General features: G+C 72.4%; 17 protein-coding genes, 1 tRNA gene and 1 pseudogene. 7 read left to right on the forward strand and 12 right to left on the reverse strand.

All coding sequences use genetic code 11. The annotated features are described in order from the left end of the window. Window position 1: 1 nt before the first annotated feature. The 9 genes from ABZ716_RS11335 to ABZ716_RS11375 form a co-directional block, all read right to left on the reverse strand. Window positions 2-958: an OB-fold domain-containing protein gene (locus ABZ716_RS11335; protein WP_358958249.1), complete on the reverse strand. Its 957-nt coding sequence runs from the start codon at window positions 956-958 to the stop codon at window positions 2-4. Beyond that, window positions 955-2109: an acyl-CoA dehydrogenase family protein gene (locus ABZ716_RS11340; RefSeq protein WP_358958252.1), complete on the reverse strand. Its 1155-nt coding sequence runs from the start codon at window positions 2107-2109 to the stop codon at window positions 955-957. Before ABZ716_RS11340 ends, ABZ716_RS11335 begins: the two co-directional genes overlap by 4 nt. Before the next feature lie 253 nt (window positions 2110-2362). Beyond that, a complete protein-coding gene (locus ABZ716_RS11345) occupies window positions 2363-2686 on the reverse strand; it encodes a DUF6344 domain-containing protein (protein ID WP_358809776.1) in 324 nt (107 codons plus the stop codon). Window positions 2687-2898: 212 nt separating this feature from the next. Then, window positions 2899-2986: transfer RNA gene (locus ABZ716_RS11350), tRNA-Ser, on the reverse strand. A gap of 60 nt (window positions 2987-3046) precedes the next feature. Then, window positions 3047-3985, reverse strand: a complete 939-nt coding sequence (locus ABZ716_RS11355; RefSeq protein WP_358958254.1) for a peptidase — start codon at window positions 3983-3985, stop codon at window positions 3047-3049. Between the two features lie 187 nt (window positions 3986-4172). Next, on the reverse strand, window positions 4173-5219 hold the full coding sequence (locus ABZ716_RS11360) for a putative sulfate exporter family transporter (RefSeq protein ID WP_358958257.1): 1047 nt from the start codon (window positions 5217-5219) through the stop codon (window positions 4173-4175). After that, window positions 5219-5767 (reverse strand): cysteine dioxygenase family protein, encoded by a 549-nt coding sequence (locus ABZ716_RS11365; RefSeq protein WP_358809773.1) that lies wholly within the window; start codon window positions 5765-5767, stop codon window positions 5219-5221. Before ABZ716_RS11365 ends, ABZ716_RS11360 begins: the two co-directional genes overlap by 1 nt. A 102-nt stretch (window positions 5768-5869) precedes the next feature. Beyond that, window positions 5870-6775, reverse strand: a complete 906-nt coding sequence (locus tag ABZ716_RS11370) for a LysR substrate-binding domain-containing protein (protein WP_358958260.1) — start codon at window positions 6773-6775, stop codon at window positions 5870-5872. Between the two features lie 82 nt (window positions 6776-6857). Next, complete coding sequence (locus ABZ716_RS11375) at window positions 6858-8375, reverse strand: trypsin-like peptidase domain-containing protein (protein WP_358958262.1); 1518 nt, start codon at window positions 8373-8375, stop codon at window positions 6858-6860. Between the two features lie 312 nt (window positions 8376-8687). Here ABZ716_RS11375 and ABZ716_RS11380 point away from each other — a divergent pair, with 312 nt between their 5' ends. From ABZ716_RS11380 to ABZ716_RS11390, 3 genes and pseudogenes are all read left to right on the forward strand, one after another. Further along, on the forward strand, window positions 8688-9488 hold the full coding sequence (locus tag ABZ716_RS11380; RefSeq protein ID WP_351877514.1) for a glycerophosphodiester phosphodiesterase: 801 nt from the start codon (window positions 8688-8690) through the stop codon (window positions 9486-9488). A gap of 85 nt (window positions 9489-9573) precedes the next feature. Beyond that, a pseudogene (locus tag ABZ716_RS11385) lies at window positions 9574-10175 on the forward strand (ATP-binding protein). A 106-nt stretch (window positions 10176-10281) separates the two neighbouring features. After that, complete coding sequence (locus ABZ716_RS11390; RefSeq protein ID WP_358958264.1) at window positions 10282-11256, forward strand: DUF5926 family protein; 975 nt, start codon at window positions 10282-10284, stop codon at window positions 11254-11256. A 249-nt stretch (window positions 11257-11505) separates the two neighbouring features. On the opposite strand, the gene ABZ716_RS11395 is transcribed toward ABZ716_RS11390, so the two are convergent. Together ABZ716_RS11395 and ABZ716_RS11400 are read right to left on the reverse strand one after the other, a co-directional pair. Then, the gene (locus tag ABZ716_RS11395; RefSeq protein WP_358809770.1) at window positions 11506-12066 is read right to left on the reverse strand and encodes a hypothetical protein; all 561 of its coding nucleotides are present in this window, start codon (window positions 12064-12066) and stop codon (window positions 11506-11508) included. A gap of 133 nt (window positions 12067-12199) precedes the next feature. Further along, a complete protein-coding gene (locus tag ABZ716_RS11400; RefSeq protein WP_358958266.1) occupies window positions 12200-12928 on the reverse strand; it encodes a bifunctional DNA primase/polymerase in 729 nt (242 codons plus the stop codon). A 419-nt stretch (window positions 12929-13347) separates the two neighbouring features. Between ABZ716_RS11400 and ABZ716_RS11405 the strand changes: the two genes are divergently transcribed. Further along, a complete protein-coding gene (locus tag ABZ716_RS11405) occupies window positions 13348-14934 on the forward strand; it encodes a PP2C family protein-serine/threonine phosphatase (RefSeq protein WP_358809768.1) in 1587 nt (528 codons plus the stop codon). A gap of 133 nt (window positions 14935-15067) precedes the next feature. Further along, window positions 15068-16534 (forward strand): aminopeptidase P family protein, encoded by a 1467-nt coding sequence (locus tag ABZ716_RS11410; protein ID WP_358958269.1) that lies wholly within the window; start codon window positions 15068-15070, stop codon window positions 16532-16534. 60 nt (window positions 16535-16594) lie between these two features. Here ABZ716_RS11410 and ABZ716_RS11415 read toward each other — a convergent pair whose 3' ends face one another. Beyond that, window positions 16595-17095 carry an ATP-binding protein gene (locus ABZ716_RS11415; protein WP_358958272.1) on the reverse strand — a complete coding sequence of 167 codons (501 nt, stop codon included), beginning with the start codon at window positions 17093-17095 and terminating at the stop codon, window positions 16595-16597. A gap of 314 nt (window positions 17096-17409) precedes the next feature. Here ABZ716_RS11415 and ABZ716_RS11420 point away from each other — a divergent pair, with 314 nt between their 5' ends. Beyond that, window positions 17410-18225 carry a hypothetical protein gene (locus ABZ716_RS11420; RefSeq protein ID WP_358809765.1) on the forward strand — a complete coding sequence of 272 codons (816 nt, stop codon included), beginning with the start codon at window positions 17410-17412 and terminating at the stop codon, window positions 18223-18225. 113 nt (window positions 18226-18338) lie between these two features. After that, window positions 18339-19061, forward strand: a complete 723-nt coding sequence (locus ABZ716_RS11425; protein ID WP_358958275.1) for a YcnI family protein — start codon at window positions 18339-18341, stop codon at window positions 19059-19061. Window position 19062 lies beyond the last annotated feature (1 nt).

A 19062-nucleotide genomic window follows, 5' to 3' on the forward strand; every position in this document is an offset into this window, starting at 1 on the left:
GTCAGCCCGCCTCTGCACGGAAGACGGGCAGTTCGAGGGTGTCGTCGACGCGCAGGAACTCCAGCCGGACGGGCAGGCCGATGCGCACCTTGTCGTACGGCACCCCGGTGATGTTGCTGATCATTCGCACGCCCTCGGTGAGCTCGACGAGGGCCACCGCGTAGGGAGGGTCGAAGGCGGGGAAGGGCGGGTGGTGCATGACGACGTACGAGAAGACGGTGCCGGTGCCACTCGCCTCGACGGTGTCCCAGTCGGGGGAGGAGCAGGCGTTGCAGCCGGGCAGCCAGGGGAAGCGCAGGGTCGCGCAGGCGGTACAGCGCTGGATCAGCACCTTGTGGTCGCGGGCCCCGTCCCAGAAGCCCTGGTTGTCGCGGTTGATCACGGGGCGCGGGCGGCGCGGCGCGGGCGCCGCTCCTTCCAGTGCCGGGGGCCGGACGGCCGCCGGGGCGTACTTGAGGATGCGGAAGCGGTGCGTTCCGGCGAGTTCGCCGTTCGCGTGGACGTCCATCCGGGTGGTGACGAAGTGGCCGGTGCCCAGCTTGGTCGTCTTGCGCGGGGAGACCGACTCGATCACGGCGTCGAAGGCGACGGTGTCCCCGGGGCGCAGGGGGCGGAGGTACTCCTGCTCGCAGTCGGTGGCGACCACCGAGGTGCAGCCGGCGCCGTCGAGGAGCGCGAACAGCTCGTCGTAGGCAGTGGAGCGGCCGGTGTGGCCGGAGAGCCCGCCCATCGTCCATGCCTGGAGCATCGTGGGCGGGGCGATGGCGCCGGGCCCGGTGTAGGCGGGGTTGGTGTCGCCCATGGCCTCGCACCAGTGGCGGATCATCGGCTCGTTCACCGGGTCCTTGGCGCGGCCGCCGGTGGCGGCGGGGCGTCCCTCGTAGGTCCTGAGGCGCCGGAGCAGCTCCGCTTCCGCACCGGCGGTCGTCTCACCGGCGGCCGTCCGGTCGGCGGTCATCGCTTCCTCCCCTTCATTCCGAGCCGCATCATGGCGACGATCTCCCGCTGTACCTCGCTGACCCCGCCGCCGAAGGTGTTGATCTGGGCGGCTCGGTTCATCCGCTCCAGTTGGCCCCCGAGGAATGCGTCCGGACCGCGTACGAGGGCCTCCTCGCCGACCACCTCCTGGCAGATCCGGTACACCTCGACGGCGGACTCGGTGCCGAGGAACTTCACTCCGCTGGCGTCGCCGGGTGCCAGGGTGCCCGCTCCCACGTCCTGGACCAGGCGCCAGTTGAGGAGGCGTACGGCGGCCAGCCGGGCATGTGCCTCGGCGAGCCGGGCCCGGACCCAGGGCCGGTCCGCCGGGCGCTCGCCGGTGGCGGGGTCGGGGGTGACGGCGTGGGTGCGGGCGGCCTCGTAGAAGTCCTCCGCCTGCATGCCGATGGCGGCGAGGGCGACGCGCTCGTGGTTGAGCTGGTTGGTGATCAGGCCCCAGCCGCCGTGTTCGGGGCCGACGAGGTGGCCGGCGGGAACGCGGATGCCGTCGTAGTACGTCGCCGTGGTGGTGAGGCCGCCGACGGTGTGGATCGGGGTCCAGGAGAAGCCGGGGCTGTCGGTGGGCACCAGGATGATGGATATGCCCTGGTGTTTGGGGGCGTGCGGGTCGGTGCGGCAGGCGAGCCATATCCAGTCGGCGTTCTGGGCGTTGGAGGTGAAGACCTTCTGCCCGTCGATGACCCAGTCGCCGTTCCCGTCGCGGACGGCGCGGGTGCGCAGTGCGGCCAGGTCGGTGCCGGCCTCGGGCTCCGAGTAGCCGATGGCGAAGACGGTCTCGCCGCGGAGGATGCGAGGGAGGAAGTAGTCCTTCTGCTCCGGTGTCCCGTACTTCATCAGGGTGGGGCCCACGGTGTTGAGCGTGACCATGGAGACGGGGGCGCCGGCCCGGTACGCCTCGTCGAAGAACACGAACTGCTCGTCGGGGCCCCGGCCTCGGCCGCCGAACTCGACGGGCCAGCCCAGTCCGAGCAGCCCGTCGGCCCCGATGCGCCGTAGCAGGGCGCGCTGGTCGGCGGGGTCCTCGGGAACTCCGCCGGGCAGGAGGTCCCGGAAGTACGCGCGCAGTTCGGCGCGTAGCCGTGACTGCCCTTCTGACGGAGCGAGGTGCACGGCGCTGGCCTCCCGGCTTCACATCGGACGAGTGGAACTGACTGTCCGTCAGATTCAGCCGGGATGTCAAGGTCGGGGGCCGGGGCGGCGGCCGCACGGCAAGCCGGGCACGCGGAAGCCGGACATGCCGAAGAGGGCCGCTCCGTCCGGGAACCCCGCCGTCTCCCGGTCCTGCGGCCCTGCCATGGCAGCCTTCACGCCCCCTGTGCGCCCCCGGTGTCCACCCGGAGCGCCTCCTGTATCCCTGCCGGCGCTAGGCGGCGAGCGCGAGCCCTCCGGGTTCCACCGCCGCGCCGGTGGAGGAGGCGCTGCGGACGGACGGGCTCTTGCCGTGGGCCTCGGCATGGATCCGCTGCTTGATCGTCGGCGGGCGGGAACCGCCGCGCATCATCGCCCGCCACGTCCGCCGCGCAACCGCAGCCGTACGGTACGCGGCCGGGTCCGAAGGAGTGGCCGCCACGGCCGGCCCAGCAGCATCCGGGGCCGCCTTGCCCACCAGGCCGACGGCGGCCAGGAGCGCCACGAGGGCGGCGAGGAAGGAGGTCCAGATCGACGAGATGCTGCTGCGGTGGTTCATGACGAACGCCTCGATTCGCGATGTTCCGACGGGCGGATCTGCATACATTCGTCATGATGCGACCGCAACCGCACGCCCCTGGCCACGCGCGCCGATCTTCCGACAAACACCACCCGGAAAGCCCAAGGCCCCGCGCAGGGACCCGGAGCACATGCAGAAGGGGCACCCCTCGATGAGGAGCGCCCCTTCCCGTCGGCATCCGCGCCGACCTGTGGCGGTGGGTGTGGGATTTGAACCCACGGTGACTCGCGCCACGACGGTTTTCAAGACCGTTCCCTTAGGCCGCTCGGGCAACCCACCTGGCCGGTACAGAGTACCGGGATGTGGGGGCGGGTGGGGTGGGTGTTGCCGTGGCGGGGGTCAGGACGTCTGGGCCTTGTCGTAGGCCGCCTTGGCCTCGTTGCCGAAGTACGGGCCGAACATCGTGTTCGGCAGGAAGTTGTAGCCGAAGCTGTTGACCGACACCTGTGTGCCCAGGCCCGTGGACTCGTCGAAGCCCTGGAACCAGGGGCCGCCGCTGGAGCCGCCCGTCATGTTGCAGGCCATGCTGTGGTCCTTGGTGAGCAGGAAGTCCTTGCCCGTGGCTGCGGCGCAGTAGATGAGCTTGGTGCCGTCGTAGGGCGCGGCCGCCGGGAAGCCGAAGGAGTACATCTTCTTGTTGTAGCCGCCGTTGAACTCGATGCCCTGGGCCCCGACGGCCTGGCTGAGCGTCCGGCCGTTCTGCGGGGCGACGACGGCGAGGCCGACGTCCATGTTCATGTCCTCGCTGGCCGCCCACTGGTCGGTGGCGAGGGTCTTGGTGGCCGGCCACTGCCCGTACGGGGCGTTGCCGTTGTCATAGCCCGGAACGAAGATCCAGTTGGTGTGCCAGGCGCCCTGGTACTTGACGCAGTGCCCGGCCGTGATGACCGTGCTGCCGTTCTGGCTGGTGATGGAGTCGCCCGAGCAGGAGGCCGTGCGGCCCTGGAAAGTGAAGAACACCCGGCCCGAGGTCCTCACGACCGCTCCGCCGCCCGTCCATGCCCCGCCGGCCTGCGGGAACGCCGTGGGGGAGGTCGCGGGAACCCGGGTGGGCGGGGCCGTCGCCACGGGTGCCCTACGGGCCCCGCCCGGGGACGCCGTCACGTCGAGCGGGGTGGCCTGGCGCATCCGTTCTGCCGTCCAGAAGCCGGGGGTCTGCAGGGGCCGGAAGGCGGAGGGCGGCTCCGCGGCCGCCGACGGGGAGGCCGCCGTCAGGGCGCCGGTGAGCAGGGCGCCCGCGGCGAGGAGGACGGACAGCGCCGTGCGATGACGATTCACGCAGGACTCCTTCTGCCATGCCCGGACCGGACGGAGCCGGGCAGGGTGGGGTGAAGAGCTGTCGGTGCGGATCGGCTGTGCGGGTTGCGGGGGCAGAGTCGCACGAGGGCCCCGAGATGTCAGGAGGCGGTCCTGGCGTCCGGCCGGTTCCGGCCGGGAAATGACCGGCTGCCCCCGGGTCGAACGCTCATGTGGTGACCAGGACCCCGGCGTAGGAGACGCCCGCCACCACCACCCAGGCCCCCAGGCCGAGCAGTGCGGCACGTCCTCCGGTCCGGGCCAGGCTCGGCAGGTGGACGGCGCTGCCCAGCCCGAACAGGGCCGCGGCCAGAAGGACCTCCTGCGCCGTGTGCGCCCAGTCCAGCGCCACGTGGGGCAGCAGGCCGGTCGCACGCAGCGCGGCGGTCGCCAGGAACCCTGCGACGAACAGCGGCACCGGAGCCGGCCGCTTCCCCGAGGCAGTGCGTACGCCGCGCCGGCGGGCCCGCATGGAGAAGGCGACGGCCGCCACCAGCGGGGCCAGCAGGGCCACCCGCATCAGCTTGACCAGCACCGCCTCGCCGAGGGCGGCGGGTCCGGCGGTCTGGGCCGTGGCCACCACCTGGCCGACGTCATGGACGCTCGCGCCCACCCAGCGCCCGAAGGACAGGTCGGACAGGCCCAAGGGGCCCTGGAGCAGGGGCAGTACGGCGATGGCCAGGGTCCCGCACAGGGTCACCAGGGCGACGGAGGCGGCCACGTCCTCCTCGTCGCTCCCGGACACCTCGCTCACCGCGCCGATGGCCGAGGCACCGCAGATCGAGTAGCCGGTGGCGATCAGCAGCGGCTGGTCACCGGGGAGCCCGAGGCGGCGGCCCAGCCAGACCGTACCGAAGAAGGTGGCCGCGACCACGGCGCTCACCATGGCCACCGTCGACCAGCCGAGGCGGAGCACCTGGTCCAGGCCGAGCCCGAGGCCCAGCAGGACGATACCGATCCGCATCAGCCGTTTCCCGGCCAGGGACAGGCCCGGGCGGGCCGGTCCGCGGACGAAGCTCCGTACGCCCGGCGTGTGGGCCACCGCGATCCCGAGCACCACCGAGGCGGTCAGCATCGGCACCCCGGGGACGAGCCGGTGCACGCTCCAGGCCACCAGTACGCCTGCGGCGGCCAGGCCCAATCCGGGCCACGGGCCGGATGTTTCACGTGAAACAGGGAGGACCGCCTCGCTCCGCGGGCGGTGGAGGAGGGCCATCAGTCGACGGGAAGCGTGTAGACGCGGCGGATGCTGCTGCCCAGCCGGGAGACGTCGGCCCCGTAGATGTGGATGGATATCGCCTTGTCGCTACAGGAGTTGCGGACCTTGTGGATGTCGCCGGGCGGCGCGAAACCGCAGACCTCGCCCTGGGCGTTGACCACGTCCTCGGTGGCCACCAGGCGGGCGGCGTCTGCGCCGGGTGCGAGCCGGTAGCGGCGCTCGCTCTCCTCGCCCTGGTGCACACCGGCCACGCACCAGGACACGTGGTCGTGGATGCAGGTCTCCTGGCCGGGCATCCAGACCAGGGCCACCACCGAGAAGCTTCCGTCGGGCTCGGCATGCAGGATGTGCTGCCGGTAGCGCTCCGGGTCGCCTTCCTGCTGCTCCGCGGTCAGCAGATCGGACGTGCCCAGGTGCGGGGCGAGACGCTCACCTACGAGGTAGGCCGTCAGGTCGGGGGCCAGCCCCCGGTCGACGACCGTGCGGATCTCACTGACGAGGCCGGCCATCCTCGTGGTCGTGCGAGCCGGCGTGGTGGTGGTCATACGAGCAGCGTCCGTCGGCCGATCCATCACGTCCAACGACAGTTATGACCTGAAATCCCAACTACAGCTAATGGATTGGCAGCCCGTGAGCGCCCGGCCGGATCAGCAGCCGACGCGGTTCGACGCGACCCGCTTGAGCTCGTCGAGCACCACGGCCGTGGCCGGGATCCGCAGATGGTCGCGGTAGACGTACGCGGCGATGTGACGGCGGGCGGCGGGCTCCAGCACACGGCCGCAGACCCGGCTCAGTGAGAGCGAGGGCAGGACGAGGGCGGGCATCATCGCCACGCCCAGCCCCTGCGCGACCAGGCTCTGGACCACCAGGTTGTCGTCGGTGGCGAACCGGATGTCGGGGACGAAGCCCAGCTCGGCGCACTCGTGCAGCAGGTTCGCCCGGCAGCGGGGGCAGCCGGCGATCCACTGTTCCCCGGCGAGGTCGGCCAGGTGGACGGCCCGGCGGCGGGCCAGCGGGTGACCGGTCGGCAGGAGCACCGTCAGCTGGTCTTCCAGCAGCCTGACTTCGGCGACCTCCTCGGGAATCTCCTCGTGCAGGCCGGGATAGGTGAAGGCCAGGGTGATGTCGCACTCCCCGCGCTGGAGCCTGCGCAGGGACTCCGGCGGCTCCCCTTCCAGGAGCTCGACCTGGACCCCTGGGTGGTCCTTGGCGAGGCCGCTGAGGGCCTCCGGGACCAGGGTGACGTTGGCACTGGGAAACCCGCAGACCCGCACGCGGCCGGTGCGCAGTCTCGTGTACGCCTTCAGCTGCGCCTCGGCGACCGAGAGGCTGCCCAGGATGGACTCGGCGTGCCGGGCGAGGGACTCGCCGGCCTCGGTGAGCTTCATCTTCCGGCCCACCCGGGTGAACAGCGGGGTACCGGCGGCCCGTTCGAGCGCCTTCATCTGCTGGGTGATCGCTGGCTGGGTGTAGCCCAGGACGCGAGCGGCGGCCGAGTACGAGCCCGCGGCGACCACTTCGTGGAATGTCCGTATGTGCCGTGAATCGAACACCAGCGAAGCATAAGCAGATATTGGGAGGGGCCGTAGCCGGATTCCCGGCCACGGCCCCTCGCATCAAGCCACCGTCGAGCGGCTACTTGTCGCCCACGCGCGAGCCGAGCGTGATGTCGACCGTCGTCGGCTTGCCGGCGCGCAGGTAGGTCAGCTTCACGGTGTCGCCCGGCTTGTACGTCCAGATCAGGCTGATCAAGGTCGGGCCGCTGTCGACCTGCTTGCCGCCGAACGCCGTGATGATGTCGCCCGGCTTGAGGCCCGCCTTGCCGGCCGGGCCGTTCGGGTCGACCAGCTCGTTGGCCGGGGCGCCCTGCTCGGAGATCTTGGCGCCGTCCGTCTTGGCCTGGAGGTCCACGGAGACCGAGATCACCGGGTACACCGGCTTGCCGGTCTTGATCAGCGACTCGGCGACGTTCTTGGCCTGGTTGATCGGGATGGCGAAGCCGAGGCCGATCGAGCCTGCCTGGCCGCCGAAGCCACCGCTGCCGGCGGACTGGATCGCCGAGTTGATGCCGATGACCGCGCCGCGGCCGTCGATCAGCGGGCCGCCGGAATTGCCGGGGTTGATGGAGGCGTCCGTCTGCAGCGCGCTCATGTACGAGTTCTTGCTGCCGGAGCCGTCACCCGAGGCCACGGGGCGGTTCTTCGCGCTGATGATGCCGGTGGTGACGGTGTTGGACAGACCGAACGGGGCGCCGATGGCGAGGGTCGGGTCGCCGACCGCGACCTTGTCGGAGTCGCCGAGCGGCAGCGGCTTCAGACCCGAGGGCGGGTTCTTCAGCTTGATGACGGCCACGTCGTAGCCCTGGGCCCGGCCGAGGACCTCGGCTTCGTACTTCTTGCCGTCGGAGAAGGTGGCGGTGAGCTTGCCGCCGTTCGCGGCGGAGGCCACCACGTGGTTGTTGGTGAGGATGTGGCCCTGCTCGTCGTAGATGAAGCCGGTACCGGTGCCGCCCTCGCCGTCCCCGGCCGACGCCTCGATGGTGACCACGCTGGGCAGCGCGGCGGCGGCCAGGCCCGCGACGGAGCCGGCGTCCCGCTTGAGGTCCTTCGGGGTGCTGGGCGCGCTGATCGTGGTCGAGCCGATGCCGTCGTGGTCGCGCTGGGCCGCCCAGTAGCCGACGCCGCCTCCCACGCCGCCCGCGAGCAGGGCCGCCACCAGGACCGCCGCGACCAGGCCGCCCCGGCCCTTCGGCTTGGGCTGCGGGGCGCCGTCGGCGGTGAGCGGGACGCCCCACGCGCCGCCGCCCTGGCCCGCTCCCGCGCCGCCCGCGCCGTACGCGGGGGCCGCCGGCGGAGGCGGGGGCCACGCCTCGGCGCCGTACGCGGTCGCGGCGGGGGTGGTCGGGGGGGTGTGCGGGGCCTGCTCGTGTCCGTACGCCGGGGGCGCGGCGGGGGGCGCGGGCGGGGTGGGCGGGAGCTGCTGGGTGTGCTCGGCGCCGGGGGCGGCGGTGTCGGCCGGAGCCGGGGCGTCCGCCGGAGCGTGCTGGGGTGCCGGGGCGGCCGGGTCGGGTGTGGAGGCGGCCACCGGCACGGGGGGTGCGGACGGGGCCGCGGGGGGCGTCGGGGCCGCGGTGCCCTCGTTCTCGGTGCTCACAGCGCTCTCTCCTCGTCACACACGGCTTACACGGCTTATACGGCTTATGTGGCCCATACGGCTTGTACGGCCTCTACCCGGCCACACAGCTGCTGGAAATATCAGGCGAAATCGGTCCGACATCCTCCAGGCATCGGTCCGACTGAACGTTCGACGCGCCGCAGAAGTTCCAGGGCGAAGCCTTTCCTATGACCCGTCAGAGCACTGTAAGCCGGACCTGTGCGTCTACCGCTCTCCTTTATATCCGACATATCGGACGCACCTCCAGGAGTCACCCCGCCACGCGGGGCTCCTCGGTGGCACCATGACCGGGTGACCCACGCTACGCCGCGCCCCATCCAGGTCGTCGCCCACCGCGGTGCCTCGGAGGATGCCCCCGAGCACACCCTGGCCGCCTACCGCAAGGCCATCGAGTACGGAGCCGACGCCCTCGAATGCGACATCCGGCTGACCGCTGACGGCCACCTGGTGCTGGTCCACGACCGCCGCGTCAACCGCACCTCCAACGGCCGGGGCGCCGTCTCGGCCCTGGAGCTGGCGGAGCTGGCCACCCTCGACTTCGGCTCATGGAAGGACCGCGAGGAGTCCCCCGACTGGGACGCGGACCCGGAACGCACCTCCGTGCTCACCCTGGAGCGGCTGCTGGAGCTGGTGGCGGACGCCGGGCGCCCGGTGCAGCTGGCCATCGAGACGAAACACCCCACCCGCTGGGCCGGACAGGTGGAGGAGCGCCTCCTGTTCCTCCTCAAGCGCTTCGGCCTGGACGCCCCGCCCGCCGAGGGCCCACACCCCATCCGGGTCATGAGCTTCTCCGCCCGCTCCCTGCACCGGGTGCGCGCGGCCGCCCCGACGGTCCCGACCGTCTACCTGATGCAGTTCGTCTCCCCCCGGATGCGCGACGGCCGCCTGCCCGCCGGAGTGCGGATCGCCGGCCCGTCGCTGCGGATCGTCCGCAACCACCCCGGCTTCATCCGCAAGCTCCAGACCGCCGGGCACTCCGTCCACGTATGGACCGTGAACGATCCGGGAGATGTTCAGCTATGCGCTGATCTGGGTGTAGAAGCGATCATCACGAACCGGCCCCGGCAGGTTCTGTCACAGCTCGGTCGCTGACGTCCCGTTTTGCCCACCCGTCACAGGCACCCCGGCCGTGACAGGGCGTGCCCCGGCGCATCCGTTCCGTATCTGATGGTCATGAGTGCGTCAGAGGGCTGTCTGCCGTCGGTTTCCGGTCCAGGCCAGGGGGGCATCCAGACCTTGGCGTGGGGCTGAGGAGGTGCGGGGGTGGCGTTGGTGATGGCACAGGAAGTGCCCACGTCGTCGTGCATGGACATTCGCCATGGTCCTGCGGGCGTGGGCGAGGCGAGGCGCCGGATGCGCGAACAGCTGCGCGTCAGCGGAGTGTCCGAATCAGTCGTGGACGATGCCGTACTGATCCTTTCCGAACTCCTCAGCAACGCCTGCCGGCACGGCCGGCCGCTGGGTGCCCGGGACGTCGGTGACGGAGACGTACGCGCCGCGTGGGGCGTCGACAAGGCGGGGCGGCTGACGGTGGAGGTCACGGACGGCGGCGGCCCGACCCGCCCGGTCCCGTCCACGCCCTCGGTCACCGCGCACGGGGGCCGCGGGCTGAACATCATCAGTGCGCTGGCCCAGGACTGGGGGGTACGGGACGGAGCGGCGGGCGAGGTCACCGTGTGGGCCGTCGTGGCTCGGGGGACCCGGCACGAGGACTTCGCTACGCGCGTCGCACCTCCGGTGATCGACTTCACCGCCGCCTTCGACGATCTCGACATCTGACGGCCCCCCACGGCGCCGGCCTTCAGCCCACCGGCTCCGGCGGTACGAACGGCTAGGCTCGCGCCCAGAGAGACCGCCGTACCGCCGCAACCGGGAGACACCCACGATGGCCAAGAAGCGCCCCGCCGCGAAGACCGCGAAGCCGCAGCTCGACAACGGGGAGATCCCGGTGGTGGGAGCGCGCGAGCCCTGTCCCTGCGGTTCCGGGCGCCGTTACAAGGCGTGCCACGGCGCGGCCGCCGCGCACGCCGTCACCGAGCACGTGCGGCGCCCCTTCGAGGGGCTGCCGGGCGAGTGCGACTGGGTGGCCCTGCGCGAGCTCGTCCCCGCCGCCACCGTCCCGCTCACCCTCAAGGGCGGTCTGCCCGAGGGCGTCCCGTCCGTCACGCTGGTGACCGTCCTGCCCATGGCCTGGCCGGCCCTGCGGCGCGAGGACGGCTCCGTCCTGCTGGGCCTGCAGAACGAGTCGAGCTCCGGCGACCTCGCCCGCGACATGGCCGACACCCTGGAGCGCGCGCTCGCCACCGAGCCCGGCAACCCGGTCCCGGCCCGCCGCGTGCCCGCCGAGGGTCCCCGACTTCAGGATCTCCTCGACCTGGAGGGCGTTTTCGAGCCGGTTGTGCACACGGGCTTCGAATTCTGGATTCCGGACGCGGAGAGCGCCCAGAACGCCTCCCCGGAGATCGCCGCCTCGCTGGAACGCGCCAACGCCGCCGCCATCCCGACGGTCAAGCTGACGGGCGTGGACGCGGCCTACTGGTGCGAGACCCCGGACAAGAACCACCTGCGCTGGGTCATGCCGCACCTGGAGGAGAAGCTGCTCGACGCGCTCGCGCGGCTGCACGCCGCGGGCACCTCCTCCCTCGGCGAGGGCACCAAGCTCGTCGGCTCCTTCCGCGCCCACGGCCTGATGGTCCCCGTCTGGGACCTGCCCACCGGGGTCACCGCCGAGGACGTGGAGAAGCCGGCCGCCGAGTTCGCGGAGCGCCTGGCCACGGCCCTGTCCGCCGACTCCCCGCTGACCGCGGAGGAGCGCCGGGCCCGCGGCGGACTGACCAACCGCCAGGTGACGCTCAGCTGACGCCCGCCCGGCGTACGCACGGTCCGCGCGTGGCGTACGGCCGTGCGCGGGGACCGGTGACAGATGACCGGTGACAGATCACCGGTGACCGGTGACCGGTGTCACAACTCCCGCTAATCGTCTGCAAATCGATGTCTGAATATCAGAGATCGAATTTGCGAACAGGCGATCTCTTGTTACCGTTCTTGTAGCCCGGTCGCTGGTGCATCCCCCGTCGCCAGCGACCGGGCCTCTGTCTTTCCCCCGGCCTCAACGGCCCGACGGCGCCGCCGAGTTGCTCCCGGACCGCAGCAACAGCCGCCCTTCGTCATCCGGAACTGCAAACTCCGCTACAGCCGAGTAGGCGTCCGGCGCCCCCACCGACTCCTCCCGGGGTGTCTCGCACAGCCCCGGCTCGTCCCCGGCGGCCACCGCGCAGCTGATCTGCACCGTCCGCCCTGCGGGCCCCATCACCGTCAGCACGGCGTCCAGCGCGCGGCCACTGGTGTTGCGGTAGTAGCTGCGTCCCCAGGTCCGGCCCTCGCTCACGAGCACACACGTCTGCGCCTCCAACCCCTGGGGGGCGGTGAGTTGAGGACCGCAGTGGGAGTCGGTACGGGGCTGCTCGGGCGGGCCGGGCCGCGCGGGGCCGTCGGCGGCCCGCGCCCCGTCCGCCGTACGGGAGGAGTCGGAAAGGCCGAGCGAGGAGAGCAACCCCCCGCCTTTTCCGTCAGCCGGACCCGCGAAATCCGGCCCGGCGATCGCTCCGGCGAGGGGAAGCGACAAGATGATCAGCACACCGGCGCCGATACCGATCAGGCGGAGATTCATTCGCCGAAGATAGCGACGCGGGAAAGGGGCGCGGAGATCCCCGCGCCCAATTCCCCGGGAAACTCGCCACGGTGACACCCGTACGAGTGATGAGCCGGACGAGGAAGACGCCCCGGGCCGGCCCGTGAACCACTCAGTACGCGAGCCGGCTACCGCCGCCGGGAGCACCGCTGCTCGCCTCGACGAGCGCGTCCACGACCGCCTCCACCTCCGGCAGCCACAGCCCGGCCGCACCGGGGCGGCACGGCTCGGGCTCCCGCTCCCAGCGGACCTGTCCTCCGCCGGACGCCGGGGAGGGCGGCAGCAGCAGGTAGCCGCCCTCGCCGTGGAAGCGCAGCGAGGAGGGCACGTGGTCCTTGGCGTAGAGGAGTTCGCCGAGCCGCTCCAGCGAGTACGGCGCGACGAGCAGGGACCAGCGGGTCGGGGTGGCGACGACCGGACCGAGCCGCAGCCCCTGCGCGTCCAGCCGTACGGCGGCGCGCGCCGCCGCCTTCGCCGGCAGGCTCACCGCGCACGGCGCGGTCCCGCCGGTGGCCAGCAGCACCGGGGCCGCCGGCCGCCGCCCCCACCACCAGGCGACCATCCGGGCGTCGGTGGTGGCGGCGAGCAGCCCGGGATCGAAGGGGTGGGCGCCCGGCACCACGCAGTCGGGATCGGGGCAGGCACAGCGCCCGCCGTCGGCGCCGGCCCGGCCCACGCCCGGCAGTACGGGCCACTGCCGGACGGTGGCGCAGGTCAGCGCCGCGTCGAGGAGGGAGGGAGCCGCGTCGGTCCCGGCCACCGCAGCGGGACGGGAGGCGGCGCGCGGGAGCTTCAAGCGATCGCGGAGCCGCTGGAGACGCCTTCCGAGGATCTCGCGCATGTGCGCTCGTTCCTTTCCGTTGAACGTCGAGGGCCACATCACACCACGTGAGCGGTGTCTCACCACACGTACACGTTTCGCGTCACTAGTCCGCCAGAAGCAGGTTCACACGGTTCGTGCAGATTTCTCACGGGTCCGTCGGACGTCCGGCGGGGTCCCGGAACGAGCGGTCCGAGCGACCCGCACCGGTGTCGAGACCGGCTGCCGCCGCTAAGGACGTCGGCCCGGGCCGGGTGGTTCCCGGCGGTGCCGGGAGTGCCAACTGGCCCCGCCCACCACGGAGTACGTACCCGGACCCCTGGGAGCGCCTGTCCAGTCGATCGCAAAAACCGTCTCGTTCCTGCTTTTTCCAGCCAAGTTTTACCCTCGGCTCGACCGTGAGTTGCCGTCTCACGGACACCAGGATTCCCACCGGGACAATGCTGGACATCGATCCTCGGGTGCGTGTAGATGTGGAGCCCTTGATGGCGGCGCAGCACGATCTGGGGGTTTGCGATGCTATATGGCGAATCGCACCAGGTGGAAAGGCGGACGCCATGAGCGCCCCGCATCTGCCGAAAGTGGCTGGAATCGATCCAGCAGTTACAGCATCGGCGCAGACTGTCGCGCCCGCGCACGGCTCCCTGTCCGCCTCGGCGGCCGCCCCCGCCCGGACCGCCCCCGCCCAGGCCGCCCCGCCTGCCGCGAGCAGCGTCATCCAGGACCGGCTGGCGGGCATGGTCTCCGACCTCACCACCCTCCACGAACTGACCGAACGCCTCGCCCGGGCCGACGACCTCGACTCCTCGCTGCGCGAGTTCCTGCGCGCCGGAGCCGCACTCGTCGGCGCCCGCCGCGGGCTGATCGTCCTGGAACCCTCCGACGGACAGGGCCCCACCGTCACCATCGGCCTGGGCCTGGGCCGCGCCGACCTCGGCCACATCGAGACGGTGCCGCGCAGCGCCACCTCGTACGGCCGCATCCTCGACGGACTCCCCGACGCCCACGGCGGCTCCGAGGTGCTCCCCGAACCCGGCGCACCGGCCGTCCCCGGCTCCGGGGGCTACGAGCCCCCCGTCGATCCCCGCCACCGCGAGGTCGCCGCCCGCCTCGGCTACGCCGCCAGTTACGCGCTGCCCCTGGCCGCCGACGCCACCGGCCGGCTCGGCGCCGCCGTCTGGCTCTACGACGAACAGGCCGAACCGAGCGACCGCCAGCGCGACCTCGTCGGCCTCTACGTCCGGCACGCGGCCGAGCACCTGGCCCGCATGCTGGAGGTGGACCGCTCCCGCACCCGGCTGGCCACCGTCGCCGAGGAGCTGCTGCCCAGCCGGCTGCCCCGGATCCCCGGCGTCCAGCTCGCCGCCCGGCACCGCACGGGCCCGCTCGGCGGCGGCGACTGGTACGACGCGCTGCCGCTGCCCGAAGGAGCCCTGGGGCTCGCCGTCGGATCGGTCACCGGATCCGGCCCGAGCGCCATCGCGGCGATGGGCCGGCTGCGGGCCTCGCTGCGCGCGTACGCCGTCATGGAGGGGGAGGATCCCGTCGCGGTCCTGTCCGACCTGGAGCTGCTGCTGCGTCTGACCGAGCCCGCGCGTTCGGCCACCGCCCTCTTCGCCTACTGCGAGCCCGCCGCCCGCAAGATCATCCTGGCGGGGGCGGGGCACACCCCGCCGCTGCTCATCGGCGAGCGGCGCACCGAGTACGCCGAGACCTCCCTCTCGGCGCCGCTCGGGATGCTGGCCTGCTGGGAAGCGCCCAGCGTGGAGATCGAACCGGCACCCGGAGAAACGGTGCTGCTGTACACGGACGGGCTGCTGCGGCGTACCGGCGACCCCATGGACCGGGCCTACGCACGGCTGCACGCGGCGGCGGCCGGGGCGCCGCGCAGCGCCCGGGAGGACCCGGCGGCCCTCTGCGACCACATCCTGCGCACCGTTCTCCCCGAGGACGGGCCGGAAACGGCCGCCCGCGACCCGTACCAGGACACCGAGGACGTCGTCCTGCTCGCGGCCCGGTTCGACTGACCGGACCACACCCCGGGTGGCGCCCGTTTTTGACGTGTATGTCACAGGGCTGGCCGGGCGCCGCCCCCTCACACATACGATGAACGGGGTTCGCACCCGGACCCGTGCGTGTCGTAGCGGCTGAGGAGATGACGTGGCTGACGAGCTCACCCCGGAGACCCCGGAAGAAGAGCAGCCCCAGAAGAAGCACAAGCAGCGCAAGAACGGGCTGTACCCGGGCGTCAGCGAGGAACTCGCGGAGAACATGCGCACCGGCTGGGCCGACACCGAGCTCCACGGCCTCGAGCCCATCGCCCAGGCCGGCCACACCGCCGAGCGCCGCGCCGCACTGTCCGCGCGCTTCCCCGGTGAGCGCCTGGTGATCCCGGCGGGCCGGCTGAAGGTCCGCTCGAACGACACCGAGTACCCCTTCCGCGCCTCCACGGAGTACGCGTACCTCACCGGCGACCAGACCGAGAACGGCGTCCTGGTCCTGGAGCCCACCGGGGAGAGCGGCCACGAGGCCACCGTCTACCTGCTGCCCCGCTCGGACCGCGAGAACGGCGAGTTCTGGCTGTCGGGCCAGGGCGAGCTCTGGGTCGGCCGCCGCCACTCCCTCGCCGAGGCCGGCCAGCTCCTGGGCATCCCGGCCAAGGACGTCCGCACCCTGCCCGAGGCCCTGACCGAGGCCACCGGCCCGGTCCGCGCCGTGCGCGGCCACGACTCCGTCATCGAGGCGGCCCTCACCGACAAGGTGACCAAGGAGCGCGACGAGGAACTGCGCGTCTACCTCTCCGAGGCCCGCGCCGTGAAGGACGCCTTCGAGATCGGCGAGCTGCAGAAGGCCGTGGACTCCACCGTCCGCGGCTTCGAGGACGTCGTGAAGGTCCTCGACAAGGCCCAGGCCACCTCCGAGCGCTACATCGAGGGCACCTTCTTCCTGCGCGCCCGCGTCGAGGGCAACGACGTCGGCTACGGCACCATCGCCGCCGCCGGCGCCCACGCCTGCACCCTGCACTGGGTCCGCAACGACGGCGCCGTCCGCTCCGGCGACCTGCTGCTCCTCGACGCCGGTGTGGAGACCCACTCCCTCTACACCGCCGACGTCACGCGCACGCTGCCGGTCAGCGGCACGTACACCGACATCCAGCGCAAGATCTACGACGCGGTCTACGAGGCCCAGGAAGCCGGCATCGCCGCCGTCAAGCCGGGCGCGAAGTTCCGCGACTTCCACGACGCCGCCCAGCACGTGCTGGCCGAGAAGCTCGTCGAGTGGGGCCTGCTGGAGGGCCCGGTCGAGCGCGTCCTCGAGCTCGGGCTGCAGCGCCGCTGGACCCTGCACGGCACCGGCCACATGCTGGGCATGGACGTCCACGACTGCGCCGCCGCGCGCACCGAGGCGTACGTCGACGGCACACTGGAGCCGGGCATGTGCCTGACCGTCGAGCCGGGCCTGTACTTCCAGGCCGACGACCTGACCGTGCCGGAGGAGTACCGCGGCATCGGCGTCCGGATCGAGGACGACATCCTCGTCACCGAGGACGGCAACCGGAACCTCTCGGACGGGCTGCCGCGCACCTCGGTCGAGGTCGAGGCGTGGATGGCGCGGCTCAAGGGCTGACGCCGCCGTCGTACCGGGGGGCGGGGGTGCCGGATGCGGCGCCCCCGCCCCCCGGCGTTCCTACGACACCCTCAGCAGTGCGTCGTCACGCCACTTCAGCATCCGCTCGAAGGTCACCACCGCGCCCCGGCCCGGCCGGTTGCGCAGGCGGACGTGGTCGGCGAGCTCCGCGATCAGGTGCAAGCCCCGGCCGTGCTCGGCCAGGGTGGGCCTGCGGCGGGCCACCGTCGCGGGCGGGAAGCCCGGACCGGAGTCGGCGACCTCGATGCGGCAGCGGTCCCCGTCGAGATAGGCGGTGACGTGGTACCCCTCGGTGCCGTCCGGATACCCCTCGGTGCCGTCCAGGACCTGATCGACGGGGACGCCGGCGGTATCCCCCGCTCTGCCGGCGCGGCCACCGTGCTCGACGGCGTTCGCACACGCTTCGGTCAGCGCGACCGACAGGTCGTAGGAGATGTCCGGATCCACCCCCGCGGTCTCCATCGTCCCCAGCAGCAGTCGCCGGGCGAGCGGGACGCTCGCGGCTTCGCGCCGCAAGTGGAGAGACCACCAGATGCTCATAGGGTTACCTATTGCCTCCTGCGCTGGGCCGTAAGCCCCTGGCGGGCGGCACAGCCCTCATTCGGCCGATGCGGTACGTGCGTCCGGTGTGTATCGGGCGGGCCGCACCACGGACGGGCGGCGGCTGGGCGTGCCCCTTCAGCGGTGGCGTCGCAGGTCATAGGGGCGCGGTCGGCTGGCCGGCGCCCGGCCGGGCGCGTCGGCGGCGCGCTGACCCGTCGGCCGGCGGTGCACCGGCCGCACACCGGAACCATAGGGTCCCTCCAGCACCTGCCGTAGGCAGGGCCCGGGCCCAGTGCGATGATGTCCCGGCCATGTCTGCCACCCACACGACGCGCGCCGGAGCAGGGCTCCGGACCACCCGGGCCGCGGTGTTCACCGCGGTCTGCGTCGTGCTGTCCGCAGCCGGCCACGCCGTGGCCTCCTGCGCGACCGTCCCGTGGTGGGCGCTGGCCCTGGCCTTCGCCGCCGTCTTCGCGGTGGCCGCCCCCCTCGCGGGACGCCGCCGTCCGCTGCCCGGTATCGCCGCCGGACTGGCCGTGGGCCAGCTCGGGCTGCACACGCTGTTCGGCCTCGGCCAGCACGGCGCCACCGTCGCGCAGGCCCCGGCCGACGGCTCCGACACCTCGCTGGCGGCGCTCGCCGCCCAGCTGGTCTGCGGGGGCAACTCCGTACCGCTGAGCCCGGCCGACGCCCGGAGGATCCTGGAGGCCGCCGGGCTGGACCCGGCGGCGCTGGCCGCGCAGGCGGCCGCGTCGGGCCACATGAGCCATATGCACCTGGCCGCGGCCCCCGCCGGGGAGCCCGCGATCGGACTGTTCAGCCCGGCCATGCTGCTCGGGCACCTGCTGGCCGCACTCGCGGCCGGCTGGCTGCTGGGCCGGGGCGACGCCGCCCTGTTCCGGCTGATCGAGCTCTCCCGGCTCTCCACCGAAGCCGACCCGATACGTCCGCTGCGCGCCGCGCTGGCCTTCGTACGGGTCCTCACGGCCGGGCTCCTCGGCGTTCCCGAGCACGGCCCCCGGGCTCGCCGGACCGCTTCCGGGCCCGCCGCGACGACCGGCCGGGACGCACTTCTGCACACCGTGATCCGGCGTGGGCCGCCGGCTGCGCTCGTCCTCGCAGCCTGACGCGGCACCTCCACTCCCCGGGCCACCCGGCGGGAGCACCGGTGCCGTGACCTCCGCGCGCGCCCGTGCGCGCGGGCCCACCGTTCACCACTGCTCTGTGGAGTGTTTCTGCCATGAAGACCTCTCGCGTCTCCTTCGCCGCCGCCCTCGCCGCCGGCGCCGTCCTCGCCCTGTCCGGTACCGCCTTCGCGCACGTCAGCGTGCAGCCGGGCGAGGCCGTGAAGGGCGGCTACGCGACGATCAACTTCAAGGTCCCCAACGAGCGCGACAACGCCTCGACCACCCAGCTGGAGGTCAACTTCCCGGTCGACCAGCCGCTGACCTCGGTCATGCCGCAGGACATCCCCGGCTGGACGTCCACCGTCGAGAAGACCAAGCTCGACAAGCCGCTGAACGTGCACGGCAAGCAGGTCAACGAGGTCGTCACCAAGGTGACCTGGACCGGCGGCAAGATCGAGCCCGGCAAGTTCCAGCAGTTCCCGGTCTCCGTCGGCAAGCTTCCCGACAACGCCGACAAGATGGTCTTCAAGGCCATCCAGACGTACGACAACAACGAGGTCGTCCGCTGGATCGAGGAGACCAAGGAGGGCGCGGCCGAGCCGCAGAACCCGGCGCCCGTGCTGAAGCTGACCGCCGCCGCGGCCGGCTCCGACGACCACGACGCCAAGCCGGCCGACGCCAAGAACGCCTCCAAGGACGCCGGCAAGGACGAGCACGACGAGGCTGCGGCCAAGAGCGGCTCCGACACCACCGCGCGCGCCCTCGGTATCGCCGGCATCGTGATCGGCCTCGGCGGGGTGGCCTTCGGCGTCGCCTCGCGCCGCCGCTCCGCCTGAT

This window comes from Streptomyces sp. NPDC006687, assembly GCF_040636215.1.
In the GTDB taxonomy this organism is placed as follows: Bacteria; Actinomycetota; Actinomycetes; order Streptomycetales; family Streptomycetaceae; genus Streptomyces.

Bases quoted from the DNA above. Each gene is read 5' to 3' on its own strand.
- ABZ716_RS11335 (WP_358958249.1), bottom strand. From the start codon at position 958: ATGACCGCCGACCGGACGGCCGCCGGTGAGACGACCGCCGGTGCGGAA.
- ABZ716_RS11345 (WP_358809776.1), bottom strand. From the start codon at position 2,686: ATGAACCACCGCAGCAGCATCTCGTCGATCTGGACCTCCTTCCTCGCC.
- ABZ716_RS11360 (WP_358958257.1), bottom strand. From the start codon at position 5,219: ATGGCCCTCCTCCACCGCCCGCGGAGCGAGGCGGTCCTCCCTGTTTCA.
- ABZ716_RS11365 (WP_358809773.1), bottom strand. From the start codon at position 5,767: ATGACCACCACCACGCCGGCTCGCACGACCACGAGGATGGCCGGCCTC.
- ABZ716_RS11390 (WP_358958264.1), top strand. From the start codon at position 10,282: ATGGCCAAGAAGCGCCCCGCCGCGAAGACCGCGAAGCCGCAGCTCGAC.
- ABZ716_RS11395 (WP_358809770.1), bottom strand. From the start codon at position 12,066: ATGAATCTCCGCCTGATCGGTATCGGCGCCGGTGTGCTGATCATCTTG.
- ABZ716_RS11400 (WP_358958266.1), bottom strand. From the start codon at position 12,928: ATGCGCGAGATCCTCGGAAGGCGTCTCCAGCGGCTCCGCGATCGCTTG.
- ABZ716_RS11405 (WP_358809768.1), top strand. From the start codon at position 13,348: ATGCTGGACATCGATCCTCGGGTGCGTGTAGATGTGGAGCCCTTGATG.
- ABZ716_RS11415 (WP_358958272.1), bottom strand. From the start codon at position 17,095: ATGAGCATCTGGTGGTCTCTCCACTTGCGGCGCGAAGCCGCGAGCGTC.
- ABZ716_RS11420 (WP_358809765.1), top strand. From the start codon at position 17,410: ATGTCTGCCACCCACACGACGCGCGCCGGAGCAGGGCTCCGGACCACC.
- ABZ716_RS11425 (WP_358958275.1), top strand. From the start codon at position 18,339: ATGAAGACCTCTCGCGTCTCCTTCGCCGCCGCCCTCGCCGCCGGCGCC.